The sequence below is a fragment of the Bacillus sp. FSL W7-1085 genome (assembly GCF_038595035.1).
Taxonomy (GTDB): Bacteria; Bacillota; Bacilli; order Bacillales; family Bacillaceae; genus Bacillus; species Bacillus altitudinis.
The window spans coordinates 2,236,864-2,254,184 of the sequence record NZ_CP152000.1 but is presented as its reverse complement, the minus strand read 5'-3'; the positions used below and the strand labels follow the sequence as shown (position 1 = coordinate 2,254,184).

Here is a 17,321-nt window from a genome sequence, read left to right as displayed (position 1 = left end):
ACACTTTAAGGAAGAAGAGGTGAGTGTTCGATGAAGACAAATGATTATGTAAAATATATGACGCAGGAAATCATTAAATATATGAATACACCACGTGACGAGCGGAAAGAACATAAACAGGAAAAAATGGAGACAAAACCACCATTTTCTCAGCGTTTATTCGGTGTTCTGCCTTTTGGTTTCTCAATGATGCTAAAAAAACATCAACGTCATCGACAAAAGTAAAAAGCCGCCAGCAGGCGGTTTTTTTCATGCCATTTTAGCTGTATTCTTCCACAACAATGACTTTATTGACCTTGTTCGAGTAAGGGTTATAGGAAATGGTGACATATACCCCAAATTCTTTGGCCTGATCTTTCAACGTAATATGATATTGCTTCACAGATTCTTTCTCCCGGTGCCGATCCCACACTTTTTGTTTGAATAAAACATGTGCTAACGGATACCGTTTTTTTGCTTCTTTGACTGCCCTTGTTTCCCATTGATCTGCGGCAGCAGTGATTCCTTTTGCCTCCGTTAGATGGGCGTTTTGGATCAAAGGGCTTAACAGTAAACTGAGCATGATCATGATTCTTCCATATTTCAACTAACATCACCTCACCAATTATTATCCTGACCAAATCCTGCACTTTTATGTAAATTTTTAAGAAGTACAAATGTCACAGAAAAAAATATTGAATATGGCGAAAGAATGAGAAAATGGAAGAATTTTCTCGGTAATGTTCTTGTTTAAGAACAAAATGGACTAATTTGACGTTTTGGATTTTATAGGTAATTCCTTATACTGAGTGTAATCGTTCTTTTTAAAGAACAATTGTTCAAGGAGTTGAAAGATTCAATGAAACAGCTGCTCTTTGTACTATTTTGTGCTATTTGTTTGATTTTCACTTCTTTTTTTATTACGTCTACTAACGCTTCTTTTAACGATGTTGAGCATTCGAATTTTGTCATGAAAACATGTGAAAATTTCGAAGAGACAGATCAGCATTGCCAGCCGAAGAAATGGGATAGAAGCCATTTGAAACTGATCGATCAAACGATCATTGAGGGGACAGTCTGTGCGCCTCAAAAGCTGAGCATGTCACTAAAAAATATTGGACAACCCATCGCGCACTCTGAATGGAAGTGGGAACTGCATAAAGTAGAGAGTGTTCAGATGCCATTACAAGATGGCCATGTTATTGAAAAAGGTGCTATACAGTCCCTCTCATCAGAAGAAATGACGACTGTCACGGCAGTTAAAGCAAAAACAAATGGAATCTATGTGTTTAAAATCTATTATCCTAAAGGGTTTGGTGGTTCTGAAAAGCCATTCTTTACGTCTCAACATATGCAGCTTTCGAATTGTCAAGAAAAGGCGTCCTAAATAGGGTTTGCCTGCTGAATGAAACATGATATGTAAAGGGGAGAAAGGTATGAAAAAGTGGATGAAAATGTCTGGGAGTATTCTTTACGCGCTGGTCTTCACGATGATGATTGTGTGTATTATTGTCGTGTTGTCATCAAGGACAACAGGCGGAGATCCTCAGATTTTTGGTTATGAGTTCAAGCAAGTATTATCTGGATCAATGGAACCGGAATTTTCGACTGGTTCATTGATTGTTGTGAAACATGTCACCTCACCTGAAACACTCAAAAAAGGGGATATTATTACGTTTCAAACGAAGCAAGACCAATCCTTTGTGACTCACCGCATTGTTGGGGTGAAAGGAAAAGGAGTAAATAAAGCCTTTGAGACAAAAGGAGACCACAATATGTATCAAGACGGCACGCTCGTCAAAGCGAATCAAGTGACTGCGCAGTATACGGGCGTGAACATTCCTTATGCAGGAAAGCTTCTTTCGTATGCAGGAACGTCTGCTGGGACCGCTCTTTTGCTCATTATTCCAGGGGTGATGCTGCTTGTTTATTCAACCATTCATTTTGTTGGTGCTGCCAAACATCGAAGACATACGGCTGAGTTACACATGTCAGAGGAACAAGCATAAATTTTCGTTTGTAACCTAAATCAGGTTTCAATAAAACAATTTATTAGGGGGTTCAATCATGGCAATGAAAAAATCAATTCGTTTAGGTGTTTTATCGGGAGCGTTAGGTCTTGCTTTAATTGGCGGGGGAACGTGGGCTGCATTTAATGATGTTGAGACGGCAAACGCGGTCTACTCTACAGGAGAGCTGAATCTATCTGCAAAAGAGAATTCCGGCGCCATCAACCTTGCGAACATAAAACCCGGTGACCGTATAAAGAAGGAATTTAATTTTGAAAATAAAGGGTCTCTTGCAATTAATCAAGTGCTGATGAGTCTTGATTATAGCCAGTTTCAAGATGGAACATCAGCGAAGAATGGCGGGAAGAATACAGCTGAAGAATTCCTCAGCCAATTTCAGGTGAGTGTTCTAACGGTTGGAGCCGAAGGTGGGAATGGATACCCGAAAAATATTATTTTAGACCATGCAAACCTGCTTGACCTGCATCTATTAACGTCAAAGCAGGATCAGACCGCATTTGAAAAGCTTCGTCATGCCGTCGATGAGAAGTTTTTACATGAAAGTGGTAAAATTAATGTTGCCACCGTTGATGGATCAACAGCTCCAGAGTATGACGGCATTCCAAAGAATCCGTTTGATTACGATAAAATGGAAATGATCATTGAATTTGTCAATGACCAGACGAAGGATAAAGCGGGTAACTATATCCAAAATAAATACCAAGGCGATGCGATTCAAGTTGATCTTTCCTTCGAAGCGACTCAGTGGAATGGTTTAACGATCAATCCAAAAAAGCATACGGATGAAAAAGGCTACGTGAAAGAAAACGAAAAAGCACACAGCGAAGATAAAAAATAAAGTCAGTCTTTAGACTGATAACAAGATCTGCATAGCAATTGGAGGAGTATGCGCTAAAACATGCGCATTACTCCTCTTCTTGCTTTTTTTTCCAGATTTGATAATCTAAAAATTCACGAAATTGCTTTTTCGAAACCCCTGATGTCATTGCATCTCGAACTAGTTTTTCCCATTCACTATCTAATTGACCATCGTATTCGGTTTCATCATTTTCGTTTAACAGTGTATGAACCGAGACGTCCAGAACAGCGGAGACTTTTTCAAGAAATTGAATGGAGGGGTTTGTTTGCAAGTTTCTTTCTATTGAACTTAAATAAGACTTCGCTACCCCAGCCTTTTCGGCCAGTTCTGATAGTGAGTAGCCTTTTTCATTGCGGTATTGTTTAATACGCTGGCCAATCAATGTCATCACCTTCCTTTCGATATTATAGCACATTCAGAAAGGTTTGATAGAATGACTTCTTGCCATAGGGGGAGACTCAGAGGACTTTTCGCGTGATTTGAGAAAATGACGGACTTCTTCTACTGTTAGTCCTGCTTTGCGCGCTTCGCGTAATAATTGAACCCATTCACTGTCTAATAACTTCGTTTTCTTTTCCATACAAATACCCTCCTAAAATACTGAATCGTGTATTTCAGGCACTTAACGCATGAAATGGAAAAACACAGGTGATAAGACCTCATAGATTGCTTGCGTCATGTTTCCGCCCAATACAAACAGACAAACGTTGCTTTTGATTGATCGAAAATTTGATATCACATGAAAGGGAGGGAGACTCGCTAAGTCAGCCTCCTCTTTTTTGCTGTAAGTAAAAAAGTCCGCCATTTTCAATCGTAAGACTGATTTTTGGTTCGTATAAAGTTTTAAGTGCTTGTCTTTCTATTTCATATTCTACAGATGTGTCTGAAGTCCCTTCATAAAATTGGTTTAAAAGTTCCGAGTCTTCTTTCCACTTTTGAACAGCTCTTACCGCCCAATCATCCGGCTCTTCATTGGCATAACGTTCCATCAGGCTGTACAGCCGTTTGACGCCGCTCTCTGGCTTAATCATCGTACTCATTGTGAAGCAATAATCAGGAATTTGAGACGATAGCTCACGCGCTTCCAGCTTCTCTTGAAATTGTTCGATGACTTCTCCGCGTATTAGATGAAGTCCAAGAGACAGCAGTTTGTCTTTTTTACGGTCTGCCAGATAGGATATTTTGACATTGAGACCAAGCCACGGCTCCAGTGCGATCTGGCTGTTTGTGAGCGGTCTGACTTTTTCGTACAGCCGAATAAAACGGCCTTGCTGTTTCACAACCTCGAATATTTGGAATAAACGAGGGGAGCCGAAGTGGACAAATTCTCCTTCGACCGAGTCATCAGCTTTTTTTTGATCAGTGATCAAAGTCAATTGCCGCGGCTCAGGTACGCCTCCCGTTTTTTCGAGCCAATGCCAATAAAAAGGACGGTTCATGATCAATTTATCCATTTCGATTGTCAGCTGTACGGTCATGTGCCCTGCACTTTCTTCAAGTATGTCGCATTGATTTGCCTGAAAGAAACGGAGAAGAAATGTGTGAATCTCGCGCTGCTCCATTGGTCAACTCTCCTTTATGAACCTTGCTGTCTTTCTTCTAAAAGCGGTGTTTGTGCTTCTGTTAAATAGGAAGCAAATTGGGTTAATTTCTTTTTCATGTCTACGTCAGACTCGTGTTGGAAGAGAATTTGATGCAATTCTGTTTCAGCATCTTGGATATCAATTCGGGTTAAAATATCATCTAGATCGCCAATGACGTTTTCAAACAGCTGAATTTTTTCATATAAAAGTTTTAAAATATGTTCTTCGACTGTCCCGCTAGTTGCCATATTGTAAATGTGGACATCCCGCTCTTGACCGAGCCGGTGAATACGTCCAATTCTTTGTTCCAAGCGCATTGGGTTCCACGGAAGGTCGTAGTTGATGATTTGGTTGCAAAACTGAAGGTTGATCCCCTCGCCGCCTGCTTCTGTCGCGATGAGCACTTGCGCCCGCTCTCTAAATAAATCTTTCATCCAGTCTTTTTTACTCCGTTTAAACCCGCCTCGAAAAGGAACCGAACTGATGCCGTTTTGCTGGAGAAACCATTGTAAATAAATTTGTGTCGCACGGTATTCAGTGAAGATAATGACTTTTTCATTTAATTGTTGAATGAGTTTAACGACTTCAAGTGCTTTAGAATTTTGTTCTACCTGGTTGATTTTCTCCATGATGTGCATCATCGCAGAAGCACCTAGAATGTGTTTTTCCTCTTCTTGCATTTTTTTAATGGTCATATAGACGGCCTCACGACTCGAACAGCATTCTCGTTCTAAGGTCATAATTGAAAACATGTGCTTCGTATAGGAAGGGTTTTCTTTTAACTTACAAATTTCATCATATAGTGCTTGTTCTGTCGGGGAGAAATCAATAGAAATCGTCTTTACATGCCGCTTTGACCATTCGATGCCAGTGTCTTGTCTCCGGTTCCGAATCATGACTTTATTGACTAACTGTTTTAGCCGGTCATGGTCCTCAAGTTGAAGGTCTTTTTTGGCAAAGAGGTCTTTAAACTGTGTTTCATTACCTAAATGGCCTGGCTTCAACAGAGAAACGAGATTAAAAATTTCTCCTATCCGATTTTGGATAGGTGTGGCTGTGAGCAGAAGGCAGAACTTTTTATTCAAATTTCTCACAAACTCATAGTTTTTCGTTTTATTGTTTTTCAGTTTGTGTGCTTCATCAATAATGACCATATCGTAGGAGATGGATAAGATCGTATCTCGATGTGGCTGTCTTTTGGCTGTATCAATTGAGGAAACCACAACATCGCACTGCTCCCACACATAGCTCTTCTTTTGCTCGACAGCATCTATGTAAAATTTCGTCCGCAGTTCTTGTACCCATTGGGACACAAGGGAGGCGGGTACGAGAATGAGAATCTTCTTGGCAAGTCCGCGAATCATGTATTCTTTGATAATCAGTCCTGCTTCAACGGTTTTTCCAAGACCCACTTCATCTGCTAAAATGGCTTTCCCATTCATCTCTTCTACGACTCTTCTAGCGACTTCGAGCTGGTGTTTTAAAGGAGTAAATGCAGGCAGGTGCGCAGGTGCTTGCAGTCCTTCAAATGAATCAATGGCTGTCACTTTTTGTACTTGTGCTGCTAAACGGTACATATCCCAATTCGCCCAGGGACCGTCTGCTGTAAGCCGCTTTTGAAATTCACTTGCCCATTTTTGATCAAATATCGTTTGAATATTCAATGTGACCGCCTGCCTTTCTGGTAGAGTGATGATAAAATCGTTCTGTTTTTAAACGCTTCATTTTTTCATAGCGATTTAAAAGATGTTATATATCAATAAAAGCGAACGATAATGAATGATTATTTTAAAAATGTTAATGATTTTTCTGTTGCTCTTCATCCATTTCTAATGGTAGGATGTTGGTAAGTGATCTAGAGAATAAGTCACCCATTTGATAGTATGTCCAAAAAAGGTGAAGAATATGAGCGGATGATGGTATGGGGAGAGACCTAGCGGTTATTTTGCACTGACAGGCGCCGAAGGAGCAAGCTGAATTGGTTCAGTGAATCTCTCAGGCAAAAGTACTCTTACCGGACGCAACTCTGGAGAGTGTTTGCGCAGCGATTTTTAGCAAACCACCAAAGGGGAAAACGCACAATGATGTTGTGCTGTAAACTTTCAGGTGCAAGGACAGAGACTTCTTTTTGATAAAAGGGAGCGCTCTGTCCTTTTTTGCTGTGATTTTTTTCTGAAAATTCAGCTTGTGATGTGCACTGTAAGAAAAAAGGGGGAAACGATTGATGTTGAAACGAACACCGCTTTTTCATGCGTATGAAACGTTTGGCGCAAAAACCATTGACTTCGGGGGCTGGGAATTACCTGTCCAATTTTCTTCCATTAAAGAAGAACATGAAGCTGTTCGAACAAAAGCAGGGCTGTTTGACGTGTCTCACATGGGTGAGGTGGAAGTCACAGGTCAGGGAGCCCTTCCTTTTTTACAAAGGTTATTAACCAATGATCTGTCAAAGCTGACAGACGGTAAGGCACTATATACAGCCATGTGTTATGAGGATGGCGGAACGGTGGATGATCTGCTTGTCTACCAAAAAGAAAAGAACAACTATTTACTTGTGATCAATGCTTCAAATATTGAAAAAGATGTGGATTGGCTGCTGAAACATCAAGGTGAGGAAGACGTTTTCATTAAAAATGTCTCTGATCAAACCGCCTTGTTAGCCCTTCAAGGGCCTCTTGCTGCTGACATCATCAAAGATGTTGCGGATGAAGAGGTAACATCACTGAAGCCATTTACATTTTTATCAAAAGCGATAATTGCGCAAAAAGAGGTGCTTGTCTCAAGAACCGGCTACACAGGAGAAGATGGCTTTGAAATCTACTGCCAGTCAGAAGATGCTGTTCACCTTTGGACCGCTTTATTAGAAGCCGGACAGCCGAAAGGACTGATCCCATGTGGACTCGGTGCACGTGACACCTTAAGATTTGAAGCAAGACTCCCGCTTTATGGCCAAGAGCTCACGAAGGATATTTCTCCTTTAGAAGGCGGCATTGGTTTTGCTGTTAAAACGGATAAAGAAGCAGATTTTATCGGAAAAGATGCACTTAAAAAACAAAAAGAAGAAGGACCGAAGCGAAAGCTTGTCGGGATTGAAATGATAGATAAGGGGATTCCGCGGACAGACTATCCGGTCTTCTCAGGAGATAAGCAGATTGGTGTAGTCACAACCGGTACACAATCTCCAACATTAAAGAAAAATATTGGGCTTGCCTTGATTGAAACATCAGAGGCGCAGCTTGGGACAGAAGTGGAAGTGCAAGTTCGTAAAAAACGTCTAAAAGCCAAAATCGTCGCCACACCATTTTATAAAAGAGCCAAATAACGAGGAGGAATAGAGGATGAAGCACAGGTATTTGCCGCAAACAGAGCAAGATCAAAAAGAAATGCTGGATGTCATCGGTGTTCAGTCAATTGATGAGCTTTTCTCAGATATCCCAGAGAAAGTCAGATTCAAAGGTGCGTACAACATCAAAGAAGCCGCATCTGAAACAGAGCTAGTGCGGGAATTGTCTCGTCTTGCTGCAAAAAATAAAGATACAGTGGCCTATGCCTCGTTTTTAGGTGCTGGTGTGTATGATCATTACCAGCCTGTGATTGTCGACCATGTGATTTCACGTTCTGAATTTTATACAGCGTACACACCTTATCAGCCTGAAATTTCTCAAGGTGAATTGCAGGCAATCTTTGAATTTCAAACAATGATCGCTGAGCTGACCGGTATGGATCTTGCCAACTCCTCGATGTATGATGGCGGAACGGCATTAGCTGAAGCGGCGATGCTGGCAGCAGGACATACAAAAAAGAAAAAGATTGTGGTCTCTGAGACGGTTCATCCTGAATCAAGAGCGGTGCTGAAAACATATGCGAAAGGACAGCATATTGAAGTCGTCGAGGTACCTGCGCGAAAAGGTCAGACCGATCTAGCCGCATTAGAAGAAGCCGTCTGCGACGAAACAGCAGCGGTCCTTGTACAATACCCAAACTTCTTCGGTGTTGTTGAACCATTAAAAGACATTGAACCGATTGCGCATAAAGGGAAAAGTTTATTCATCGTCTCAAGTAACCCGCTTGCACTTGGTTTACTGACACCACCAGGAAAGCTTGGGGCAGATATTGTCGTTGGTGATGCGCAGCCATTTGGCATTCCAGCTGCATTTGGCGGACCTCATTGTGGATATTTCGCTGTGACGAAAAAATTAATGCGGAAAGTGCCGGGGCGTTTAGTCGGGCAAACAGAAGACGAGAACGGTGTGCGAGGATTTGTGCTGACCCTTCAAGCGCGAGAGCAGCATATCCGAAGAGACAAAGCGACTTCAAATATTTGTTCAAACCAAGCATTAAATGCGTTAGCCGCTTCTGTTGCGATGACGGCGCTTGGGAAAACAGGTATCAAAGACATTGCCTATCAAAACGTACAAAAGGCCCATTATGCCAAGACGCAGGCAGAAAAACATGGGTTACAGGCTGAAATAGAGGGCGCTCATTTTAATGAATTTGTGCTGAAACTGAATGAACCTGTGAAAGAAGCGAATGAGCGATTGCTTGAAAAAGGAATCATCGGTGGATATGACTTGGGACGGGATTATCCAGAGCTTCAGCAGCATATGCTCGTCGCTGTGACAGAACTAAGAACAAAAGAAGAAATTGATACGTTCATCAAGGAATTGGGGGATCGTCATGAATAAACAAGATCAGCCGCTTATTTTTGAATTATCCAAAGAAGGAAGAATTGGTTACAGCCTGCCTGATTTAGACGTACCTGAGGAGAAGCTCCCAAATTTATTTGATGAAACGTATATCCGCCATGAAGATGCGGAGCTGCCAGAGGTTTCTGAACTGGATATTATGCGTCACTACACAGCATTATCTAGGCGTAATCACGGGGTCGATTCTGGCTTTTATCCTCTAGGCTCTTGTACGATGAAATATAATCCAAAGATTAACGAAAAGGTGGCACGTCTTGCAGGTTTCTCGAACGTGCATCCACTTCAAGAGGCAGACACTGTGCAAGGTGCATTAGAGTTACTTTATGATTTAGGTGACCATTTAGAAGAAATTACAGGAATGGACGCCGTGACATTACAGCCTGCGGCAGGAGCACATGGCGAATGGACGGGGCTCATGATGATTCGTGCATACCATGAAGCAAGAGGAGATCTTAAACGAACAAAAGTCATCGTGCCTGATTCTGCTCATGGAACAAATCCCGCATCTGCAACAGTAGCAGGATTTGAAACGATTACGGTGGCATCTAATGAACATGGGCTTGTCGATTTAGACGACCTGCGCCGTGTTGTCAATGAAGAAACGGCGGCTCTCATGCTCACAAATCCAAATACACTCGGCCTTTTTGAAGAAAATATTTTAGAAATGGCTGAAATCGTCCACGGAGCAGGCGGGAAGCTTTATTATGATGGAGCGAACTTAAATGCTGTATTAAGCAGAGCAAGACCGGGGGATATGGGGTTTGATGTGGTTCACTTAAATCTTCATAAAACCTTTACAGGTCCACACGGAGGAGGAGGCCCTGGTTCAGGTCCAGTTGGCGTGAAAAAGGATTTGATTCCATATTTGCCAAAGCCAGTGCTTGTGAAGAAAGAAGGTCGTTATTTCTTTGATTACGATCGTCCAGAATCCATCGGCCGTGTGAAACCGTTCTATGGGAACTTTGGTATCAATGTCAGAGCGTATGCGTATATCCGCTCTATGGGACCAGACGGCTTAAAGGCTGTAACGGATCATGCGGTGTTGAATGCAAACTATATGATGCGCCGCTTATGTGCTCATTATGATTTGCCATTTGACCGCCACTGTAAGCATGAATTTGTCCTTTCAGGTAAACGTCAAAAGAAACTAGGTGTGCGGACACTTGATATTGCCAAACGATTACTTGATTTTGGCTATCATCCGCCAACGATTTACTTCCCGCTAAATGTAGAGGAATGTATCATGATTGAACCAACTGAAACAGAATCAAAAGAAACCCTTGATGCATTTATTGAAGCGATGATTCAAATTGCAAAAGAAGCGGAAGAGAACCCAGAAATCGTACAGGAAGCACCACATACAACCGTTGTGAAACGAATGGATGAAACAAAGGCTGCACGGAATCCAGTGCTGGTTTTTGAAAGAAAATAAAAAGACTCATGGGGGCAATAGCTCCCAGAGTCTTTTTTGTTAGTTCTTTGTTTTAATGCGGCCGCCCCATTTTTTAAAGCCGCCCTTTAAATTATAAATCTCACGACAGCCATTTTTACGTAACGTTTGAGCAGCTTTTCCGCTTCTCAAATTATTTTGGCAATAGAGATAAACAGGCTTGTCAGGGCGTATTTCATTTTTGCGCTGCTTTAATTGTGAAAGGGGAATGTTTCTTGCGCCTAAAATATGTCCACCTTCAAACTCATTTGGTTCTCTCACATCAATGAGTTGGGCTTTGCGGTAACCTTTGATAAATTCTGCTTCCGTCAGCGTTTTCATTATGCGCTGCTGATAAATGTAACTGCCGATGGAATAAAGAACGAAAAGTCCACAAAGTGAGAGGACGATATAGTTGAATATTGGCAATACGACTCGACTCCTTCTTGAGCATCAGCACAGTCACCTGTCTGATGGTACGTTTTAGACAAATACTATTATAGTAAAGCAAAAGAAACTTGTCATCATAAATGGTAAGAATTATTTTCAATTCCTTCCCTATTTGATAGACTGATGAAGAGAGAAAATCGGTGGTCACCACCATTATCTAACATTGACTACGTAAAAGAGAAGGGATTTTATATGCAAAAAGAGAAATGGTGTTTCATTGATACAGGAAACCAAGACCCAGCCTTTAACATGGCAATGGACGAAGCCTTGCTTTATTGGCATAGCGAGAAGCTGATCCCGCCTGTGATCCGTTTTTATGGTTGGAATCCAGCGACATTATCTGTTGGATATTTTCAACATGTTGAAAAAGAAATCAACATGGAAGCGGTTGAGCGCTATGGTCTTGGATTTGTTCGCAGGCCTACAGGAGGCCGCGGCGTTCTTCATGATCAGGAATTGACCTACAGTGTGATCGTGTCAGAAGAGCACTCAGAGATGCCGGCGACGGTGACAGAGGCATACCGCGTCATTTCAGAAGGGATTTTAGAGGGCTTTAAAGAACTGGGACTCGATGCGTATTTTGCCATTCCTCGTACAGAAAAAGAAAAAGAAAGCTTAAAAAATCCAAGATCGTCTGTATGTTTTGATGCGCCTTCATGGTACGAACTTGTTGTAGAAGGCAGAAAAGTAGCAGGCAGTGCGCAAACAAGACAAAAAGGTGTGATCCTCCAGCATGGCTCGATCTTAATTGATCTTGATGAGGACAAATTGTTTGATTTATTTCTGTATCCAAACGACCGGGTGAGAGAGCGGATGCAGCGCAGCTTTAAAAACAAAGCGGTGGCGATCAATGAAATTTCAGATCGAACATGTACGATAGACGATGCGCGTGTTGCATTTAAACGAGGGTTTGAAAAAGGATTAAATATCGAGCTTGTGCCTTATGAGCTGACAGATGAAGAGTTGGCATTTGTTCATCACCTCGCCAAAACGAAATACGCCACAGATGATTGGAATTACAAGCGTTAAGACGAAGGACTCTTCTTGTTTTTTAATGGGCGATGGTGTAGAATTGTTATGATTATTAAGTAAAGGTGCATTTTGGAGGGGTTTTATGACTACACCTAGTATGGAAGATTATATTGAACAAATTTATATGCTGATAGAAGAAAAAGGATATGCAAGAGTATCTGATATTGCAGAAGCCCTCGCTGTCCATCCCTCCTCTGTAACAAAAATGGTTCAGAAGCTAGATAAAGATGAATACCTCATTTATGAGAAATATCGTGGTCTAATTTTAACCCCGAAAGGCAAAAAAATTGGAAAACGTCTCGTATACAGACATGAACTGCTAGAGCAATTTTTAAGAATCATTGGTGTAGATGAAGAGAAAATTTATGATGATGTAGAAGGTATTGAGCATCATCTCAGCTGGAACAGCATTGACCGCATCGGCGACCTCGTCCAATTCTTTGAAGAAAACGATGAGCGATCCGTTCAGCTGAAAGCGATTCAAAAGAAAAACGAACAAACAAATCAAGAATCTTAAGAAAAAGGACACCCTTAGCATGGGTGTCCTTTTTGAATATAGTTCTAATGAAGGGCAAATGCTCCTACACTATTAATAGTGTGACAGAAAAGGGGGCTCCTTGATGAAGATAGATGGTGTGTTCTCAGGTGGAGGCATTAAGGGTGCAGCACTTGCAGGCGCCTATGAAGCGCTTGAAGCAAGAGGATTTCAATTTGTCCGTCTCGCTGGAACAAGTGCGGGAGCAATCATTGCTTCACTCATCGCAGCGGGTTTTACGAGTCAGGAGATTCGGGAGCTGTTAGACGAAATGGATGAGCATCAATTGCTTGACCGAAGGTGTCAATTCATCCCGTTTAAAATGCTCAGGTGGGTGTCTATTTATTGGCGTCTTGGCCTTTACAAAGGTGACCGTCTAGAAAAATGGCTGACAGACGTGTTAAAACGAAAAGGCGTCACCGTATTCGGTGATCTGAAAAAAGATACGCTCAAAATCGTCGCTTCTGATTTAACAAATGGCAAAATCCTTGTCCTTCCAGATGACCTTCCTTCCTATGGGTTAAATCCAGAACGGTTTTCTGTCGCCAGAGCCATTCGGATGAGCTGCAGTCTGCCGTATTTTTTTGAACCCGTCAAACTAAGGTCTTCAAAAGGAATTTGTACCATAGTGGATGGCGGCGTGCTCAGCAACTTTCCGATTTGGCTTTTTGCTGAAGAGAAAAAAAGACCGTTTGTCGGTGTCACATTAACCCCAAACGAAAAAGAACGCCCTCAACATTCCATCCGCAATGCGTTTGAACTGTTTGGCGCTCTATTTGAAACGATGCGTGGTGCTCATGACGAAAGACATATTGCCACAAAACACGAACGTCATATTATTTTTATTCCTGTAGAACACGTCATTGCCACTGATTTTCATCTCATGACAGAAAAGAAAAAGGCGCTCGTCGATCTAGGCAGACAGAAGGCCGAGCAATTTTTAAAGAGCTGGACATTTTAAAATAAGGCGCGATTTTTCTTTTTGTTTTTCTTGCCTTCAATGACTGTCAAATGTGTTTGGCTTTTCTTTTTGAGAAGGACGGGCTTAGACTTGTGGTCAGTCGGCACGCTTCGCAAATGAGTGACCCGGTTTTTCATCTGGCTTTTCGTTTTTGGTTTAGGCTGCTGGTAGCGACGTTTTGATTGTTTGACTGCTTTACGATAAAGATTTCCTTCTGTTCCAGTTCTTCGATTCATCAGCCATCTAAATAAGAAAAATAGAACCGCTCCAACGATCACAACTGATAGCAGCATCGTAAAGAGTCTGCTTGGATTCGTTGTGAGTAAATACACAAATCCCAAAACACCTAAAGCGAAAATAATGGTAAAAGCAGGATGTACTCGGCGATTCATAACTGTCCACCTCCGAAAGAATTTACCGGATTTATAAACTAGATCACTTGATGAGCAGAATCTGATGCTTGTTTCGCAGATGCTTCCTCTAAACGAAGAAGTTCATTAAAACTTGCAATGGCTACCTCGACTTGATCATCAGAGGGTTCTTTTGTTGTGAGCAATTGCAGCCAAAGGCCAGGATAGCCAAGCACTTTAAGCACTGGCACGTCACGGAGTTTGTTTGTGAGCTGAAGCACTTCAAATGAAATGCCCAGAACAACCGGTATAAGCGCCAAGCGATTCAGAACTCTCACCCATAAAGGATCTGTCGGTACGAGTAAATAGACGAACATGCCGACAATGACAGTGAATAAAATAAAGCTGCTGCCGCATCGATAATGCAGGCGAGATTGGCTTTGGACATTTTCCACTGTGATGTCAAGATTCTGTTCATAGCAGTTTATGACTTTATGTTCTGCCCCATGATATTGAAATACCCTTTTAATTAAAGGGGTCATGGAAATAAAGTAAATATAGCCTAATAACAGGATCAATTTAAAGAATGTTTCCACTGCAATCTGTGCGAAGTTTCCAGAAAACACCGGACGCACAAGTTCGGCTAAAAAGACAGGCACTAAAGTAAAGACAAATTTACTAAAAAGAAGAGAGAGAACTCCGATCACAGCAATGCCAAAGATCATTGATAATTTCGAGCTTTTTTGTTCTTTTTCAAGAGAATGATCTTCAGAAGGATCTAAGTCATAGCGCTCGCTGGAGAAGTTTAAGTGCTTACTGCCGTTTGCGCTTGCTTCAACAAGTGCAGCAACACCCCTGACAAAAGGGATTTTCTTAAGAAAGGCGGTTCGTTTATTGGAGGTCCGGGGAAGCTTTAAAAACTCAATCGACTCATCCTTACGCCGAATCGCTGTCACATAGTTCTTTTTACCTCCGAACATGACACCTTCCACAACTGCCTGCCCTCCATATGCTGGAGGTTTTGTTTGATTGGACATATTTCATCAACCTGCCTGTTTCCTGTAATTTACATGCATTTCCTTATACCTTTATTGTACAGGAAAAGAGGGGAAATCACTAGCTCACAGGTCGATTATCTACTAGAATTCTATCTACCTCTTTTTAGCCAGTATACCCTGTTATAAAAATTTTACACTCTCGCACGGAAATCCTTTTTTTTCATGACATTTTGGACATACTACTTGCTGGAGGTGTTCATATGAAACGTGATGAAAAGAAAAACCAAGAAGAAAAAAATCAATCAGTACAAACGTCTTCAATGATGGCAAGGGCAGCAGCCACAGGTTTTGTCGGCGGAGTTTTTTGGGGCTTTATCGGATTTCTGACCCATATGTTTCATTTTTCAGAGGTGAGTCCAAATATGCTGTTGCAGCCATTTGTGCTTGGTGAATGGAAAAAAGGCGGACTTGGTACATTTATGAGTATTGTACTTTTAGGGATTTTATCTATTGGAGCAGCCTTTATTTATTATGGACTGCTCAAACGGATCAAAGGTTTTTGGATGGGGCTGATCTATGGCGCGATTTTATGGCTGCTTGTTTTTTATGTATTTAATCCTATATTCCCCGATGTGAAGCAAGTGCAAGATTTGCAGCAAAGCACCATTGTGACGACATTTTGCCTATATATTTTATATGGCATGTTTGTCGGATACAGTATTTCATTTGAATACAATGAATTAACGAGTCAGAAGCTTGCAAGGGCACTCGGGAAAAAGACAGAATAAAGTGTAAATCCACCATTCATATGATAAAATTATTTTTGGAAACGAAAGGTTTCTAAGGAAAAAGAAACAGACATCGATATAGAGTGAATTAGGGTGAAGGAGTGGTCATATGCCTCATTTTCTAGTGCTGAATGGGCCCAACTTAAATAGGCTCGGCAAGAGAGAGCCAGGAGTTTATGGAAGTAAAACATTAACAGATTTAGAAACGGATTTGTTTCAGTTTGCAGAAAGAGCAAATATTCAATTGACGTTCTTTCAATCGAATCACGAGGGAGATCTGGTCGATGCGCTCCATGAAGCAGAAGATCAGTACGATGGCGTCGTGTTTAACCCGGGTGCTTTTACCCACTATAGCTATGCACTGAGAGATGCCATTGCAAGTATTACGTTACCTGTCATCGAAGTACATATCACAAATGTTCATAAGAGAGAGGAATTCCGCCATCATTCGGTTCTTGCTCCAGTATGCCAAGGTCAAATCGTTGGACTTGGTTTAGAAGGATATAAATTGGCGATTCGTTATTTAGTCAGTGAAGGGGGAGCAGTATCATGAAACTTGAAAAACTAAGAAAACTTTTAGCCGAATTAGACATAGATGGTTTAGTGATTACGAGCAGCTTTAATTTACATTATATGACGAGTTTTACTGGATCAGCCGGTCTTGCCATCGTTTCAAAGGATCGAGCCGCCTTTATTACGGATTTCCGTTACACGGAGCAAGCCAAGGATCAAGTAAAGGGCTATGACATCATTGAACATAAAGGAAACATTGTGGAAACTGCTGTCCAAACGGCAAACGAATTTGGGGTGAAACGTCTTGGTTTTGAACAAAACCATATGACATTTGCCACCTACCAGCAGTACTCGGGGAAAGCAAGCGGTATCGAGCTTGTTCCAGTCTCGGAATCAGTTGAAAAGTTGCGCTTGATTAAGTCTAATGAAGAGATTAAGATATTAGAGGAAGCTGCGAAGATTGCAGATCATGCCTTTGATCATATTCTCACGTACATCAAGCCGGGCCTGACAGAAATTGCGGTCATGAACGAGCTTGAATTTTTCATGAGAAAAGAAGGGGCAGAAGGATCTTCATTCGATATGATTGTTGCCTCTGGCGTTCGTTCAAGCCTGCCACACGGGAGAGCGAGCGAAAAGGTGATTGAATCTGGCGACTTGGTGACACTGGATTTCGGTGCCTATTATAAAGGCTATTGTTCAGACATGACAAGAACCATTGCTGTAGGAACACCAAGCGACAAATTAAAGGAAATTTATCATATCGTATTAGAAGCAGAAAACGCTGGTGTGGATAAAATCAAGCCAGGCTTAACAGGAAAAGAAGCTGATCGCATCACACGAGACATCATTGAAAAGTATGGCTACGGTCAATACTTCGGGCATTCGACTGGACATGGGCTTGGTATGGAAGTACATGAAGCACCTGGCCTTTCCTCACGCTCAGATGTCGTGTTAGAAGAGGGAATGGTTGTGACAGTTGAACCAGGCATTTACTTGCCAGATGTCGGCGGCGTGAGAATTGAGGATGATATCGTCCTGACAGCTGACGGCAATAAACGATTGACCCACTCACCGAAAGAACTTATCATATTATGATGGTGAAATG

At 41.7% G+C, this 17,321-nt stretch carries 21 protein-coding genes and 1 riboswitch; of the genes, 13 read left to right on the top strand and 8 right to left on the bottom strand.

Annotation, left to right across the window (positions count from 1 at the left end; translation table 11 throughout):
• Nucleotides 1-30: 30 nt before the first annotated feature.
• Complete coding sequence (locus tag MKY11_RS11560; protein ID WP_268360764.1) at nt 31-225, top strand: YqzE family protein; 195 nt, start codon at nt 31-33, stop codon at nt 223-225.
• A gap of 34 nt (nt 226-259) precedes the next feature.
• Here the strand turns inward: MKY11_RS11560 and MKY11_RS11555 are convergent, their stop codons facing one another.
• Entirely contained in the window at nt 260-586 is a 327-nt protein-coding gene (locus tag MKY11_RS11555; protein WP_235701742.1) for a DUF3889 domain-containing protein, read from the bottom strand.
• 252 nt (nt 587-838) lie between these two features.
• Between MKY11_RS11555 and tapA the strand changes: the two genes are divergently transcribed.
• Genes tapA through MKY11_RS11540 form a run of 3 tightly spaced genes read left to right on the top strand, consistent with a single transcriptional unit; the run spans nt 839 to nt 2,847 of the window.
• On the top strand, nt 839-1,366 hold the full coding sequence (tapA, locus tag MKY11_RS11550; protein ID WP_045034369.1) for an amyloid fiber anchoring/assembly protein TapA: 528 nt from the start codon (nt 839-841) through the stop codon (nt 1,364-1,366).
• 49 nt (nt 1,367-1,415) lie between these two features.
• Entirely contained in the window at nt 1,416-1,988 is a 573-nt protein-coding gene (locus MKY11_RS11545; protein ID WP_017357979.1) for a signal peptidase I, read from the top strand.
• A 58-nt stretch (nt 1,989-2,046) separates the two neighbouring features.
• Nucleotides 2,047-2,847: a TasA family protein gene (locus tag MKY11_RS11540; RefSeq protein ID WP_008342195.1), complete on the top strand. Its 801-nt coding sequence runs from the start codon at nt 2,047-2,049 to the stop codon at nt 2,845-2,847.
• Nucleotides 2,848-2,914: 67 nt separating this feature from the next.
• Here the strand turns inward: MKY11_RS11540 and MKY11_RS11535 are convergent, their stop codons facing one another.
• The 4 genes from MKY11_RS11535 to MKY11_RS11520 form a co-directional block, all read right to left on the bottom strand.
• Nucleotides 2,915-3,250: a helix-turn-helix domain-containing protein gene (locus tag MKY11_RS11535; protein WP_017357978.1), complete on the bottom strand. Its 336-nt coding sequence runs from the start codon at nt 3,248-3,250 to the stop codon at nt 2,915-2,917.
• A 33-nt stretch (nt 3,251-3,283) separates the two neighbouring features.
• Nucleotides 3,284-3,448, bottom strand: a complete 165-nt coding sequence (locus MKY11_RS11530; RefSeq protein ID WP_008342197.1) for an anti-repressor SinI family protein — start codon at nt 3,446-3,448, stop codon at nt 3,284-3,286.
• A 184-nt stretch (nt 3,449-3,632) separates the two neighbouring features.
• A complete protein-coding gene (locus tag MKY11_RS11525) occupies nt 3,633-4,430 on the bottom strand; it encodes a YqhG family protein (protein ID WP_017367588.1) in 798 nt (265 codons plus the stop codon).
• 14 nt (nt 4,431-4,444) lie between these two features.
• Nucleotides 4,445-6,115 (bottom strand): SNF2-related protein, encoded by a 1,671-nt coding sequence (locus MKY11_RS11520; RefSeq protein ID WP_008342199.1) that lies wholly within the window; start codon nt 6,113-6,115, stop codon nt 4,445-4,447.
• 249 nt (nt 6,116-6,364) lie between these two features.
• A riboswitch (glycine riboswitch) is annotated at nt 6,365-6,472 on the top strand.
• A 203-nt stretch (nt 6,473-6,675) separates the two neighbouring features.
• Between MKY11_RS11520 and gcvT the strand changes: the two genes are divergently transcribed.
• From gcvT to gcvPB, 3 genes are read left to right on the top strand one after another with little or no spacing between them, the layout of a single operon-like run.
• Complete coding sequence (gene gcvT, locus MKY11_RS11515; RefSeq protein ID WP_072367814.1) at nt 6,676-7,773, top strand: glycine cleavage system aminomethyltransferase GcvT; 1,098 nt, start codon at nt 6,676-6,678, stop codon at nt 7,771-7,773.
• A gap of 16 nt (nt 7,774-7,789) precedes the next feature.
• Nucleotides 7,790-9,136, top strand: coding sequence for an aminomethyl-transferring glycine dehydrogenase subunit GcvPA (gcvPA, locus tag MKY11_RS11510; RefSeq protein WP_035702787.1), 1,347 nt, complete (start codon nt 7,790-7,792; stop codon nt 9,134-9,136).
• Entirely contained in the window at nt 9,129-10,589 is a 1,461-nt protein-coding gene (gcvPB, locus tag MKY11_RS11505) for an aminomethyl-transferring glycine dehydrogenase subunit GcvPB (protein ID WP_256688506.1), read from the top strand. Before gcvPA ends, gcvPB begins: the two co-directional genes overlap by 8 nt.
• Nucleotides 10,590-10,628: 39 nt before the next feature.
• Here gcvPB and MKY11_RS11500 read toward each other — a convergent pair whose 3' ends face one another.
• A complete protein-coding gene (locus MKY11_RS11500) occupies nt 10,629-11,009 on the bottom strand; it encodes a rhodanese-like domain-containing protein (protein ID WP_024718853.1) in 381 nt (126 codons plus the stop codon).
• 219 nt (nt 11,010-11,228) lie between these two features.
• Between MKY11_RS11500 and MKY11_RS11495 the strand changes: the two genes are divergently transcribed.
• From MKY11_RS11495 to MKY11_RS11485, 3 genes are all read left to right on the top strand, one after another.
• A complete protein-coding gene (locus MKY11_RS11495) occupies nt 11,229-12,065 on the top strand; it encodes a biotin/lipoate A/B protein ligase family protein (protein ID WP_024718854.1) in 837 nt (278 codons plus the stop codon).
• Between the two features lie 85 nt (nt 12,066-12,150).
• Nucleotides 12,151-12,585 carry a transcriptional regulator MntR gene (gene mntR / locus MKY11_RS11490; protein WP_003215946.1) on the top strand — a complete coding sequence of 145 codons (435 nt, stop codon included), beginning with the start codon at nt 12,151-12,153 and terminating at the stop codon, nt 12,583-12,585.
• 103 nt (nt 12,586-12,688) lie between these two features.
• A complete protein-coding gene (locus MKY11_RS11485) occupies nt 12,689-13,564 on the top strand; it encodes a patatin-like phospholipase family protein (protein ID WP_041091753.1) in 876 nt (291 codons plus the stop codon).
• Here MKY11_RS11485 and MKY11_RS11480 read toward each other — a convergent pair.
• On the bottom strand, nt 13,561-13,956 hold the full coding sequence (locus tag MKY11_RS11480; protein ID WP_007501201.1) for an SA1362 family protein: 396 nt from the start codon (nt 13,954-13,956) through the stop codon (nt 13,561-13,563). The genes MKY11_RS11485 and MKY11_RS11480 overlap by 4 nt on opposite strands.
• Before the next feature lie 38 nt (nt 13,957-13,994).
• Nucleotides 13,995-14,951 carry a DUF1385 domain-containing protein gene (locus MKY11_RS11475; RefSeq protein WP_039165998.1) on the bottom strand — a complete coding sequence of 319 codons (957 nt, stop codon included), beginning with the start codon at nt 14,949-14,951 and terminating at the stop codon, nt 13,995-13,997.
• 221 nt (nt 14,952-15,172) lie between these two features.
• Between MKY11_RS11475 and MKY11_RS11470 the strand changes: the two genes are divergently transcribed.
• From MKY11_RS11470 to MKY11_RS11460, 3 genes are all read left to right on the top strand, one after another.
• On the top strand, nt 15,173-15,700 hold the full coding sequence (locus tag MKY11_RS11470; RefSeq protein WP_100325317.1) for a YqhR family membrane protein: 528 nt from the start codon (nt 15,173-15,175) through the stop codon (nt 15,698-15,700).
• A 109-nt stretch (nt 15,701-15,809) separates the two neighbouring features.
• A complete protein-coding gene (gene aroQ, locus MKY11_RS11465; protein WP_007501195.1) occupies nt 15,810-16,253 on the top strand; it encodes a type II 3-dehydroquinate dehydratase in 444 nt (147 codons plus the stop codon).
• A complete protein-coding gene (locus MKY11_RS11460) occupies nt 16,250-17,311 on the top strand; it encodes a Xaa-Pro peptidase family protein (protein ID WP_007501193.1) in 1,062 nt (353 codons plus the stop codon). Before aroQ ends, MKY11_RS11460 begins: the two co-directional genes overlap by 4 nt.
• Nucleotides 17,312-17,321 lie beyond the last annotated feature (10 nt).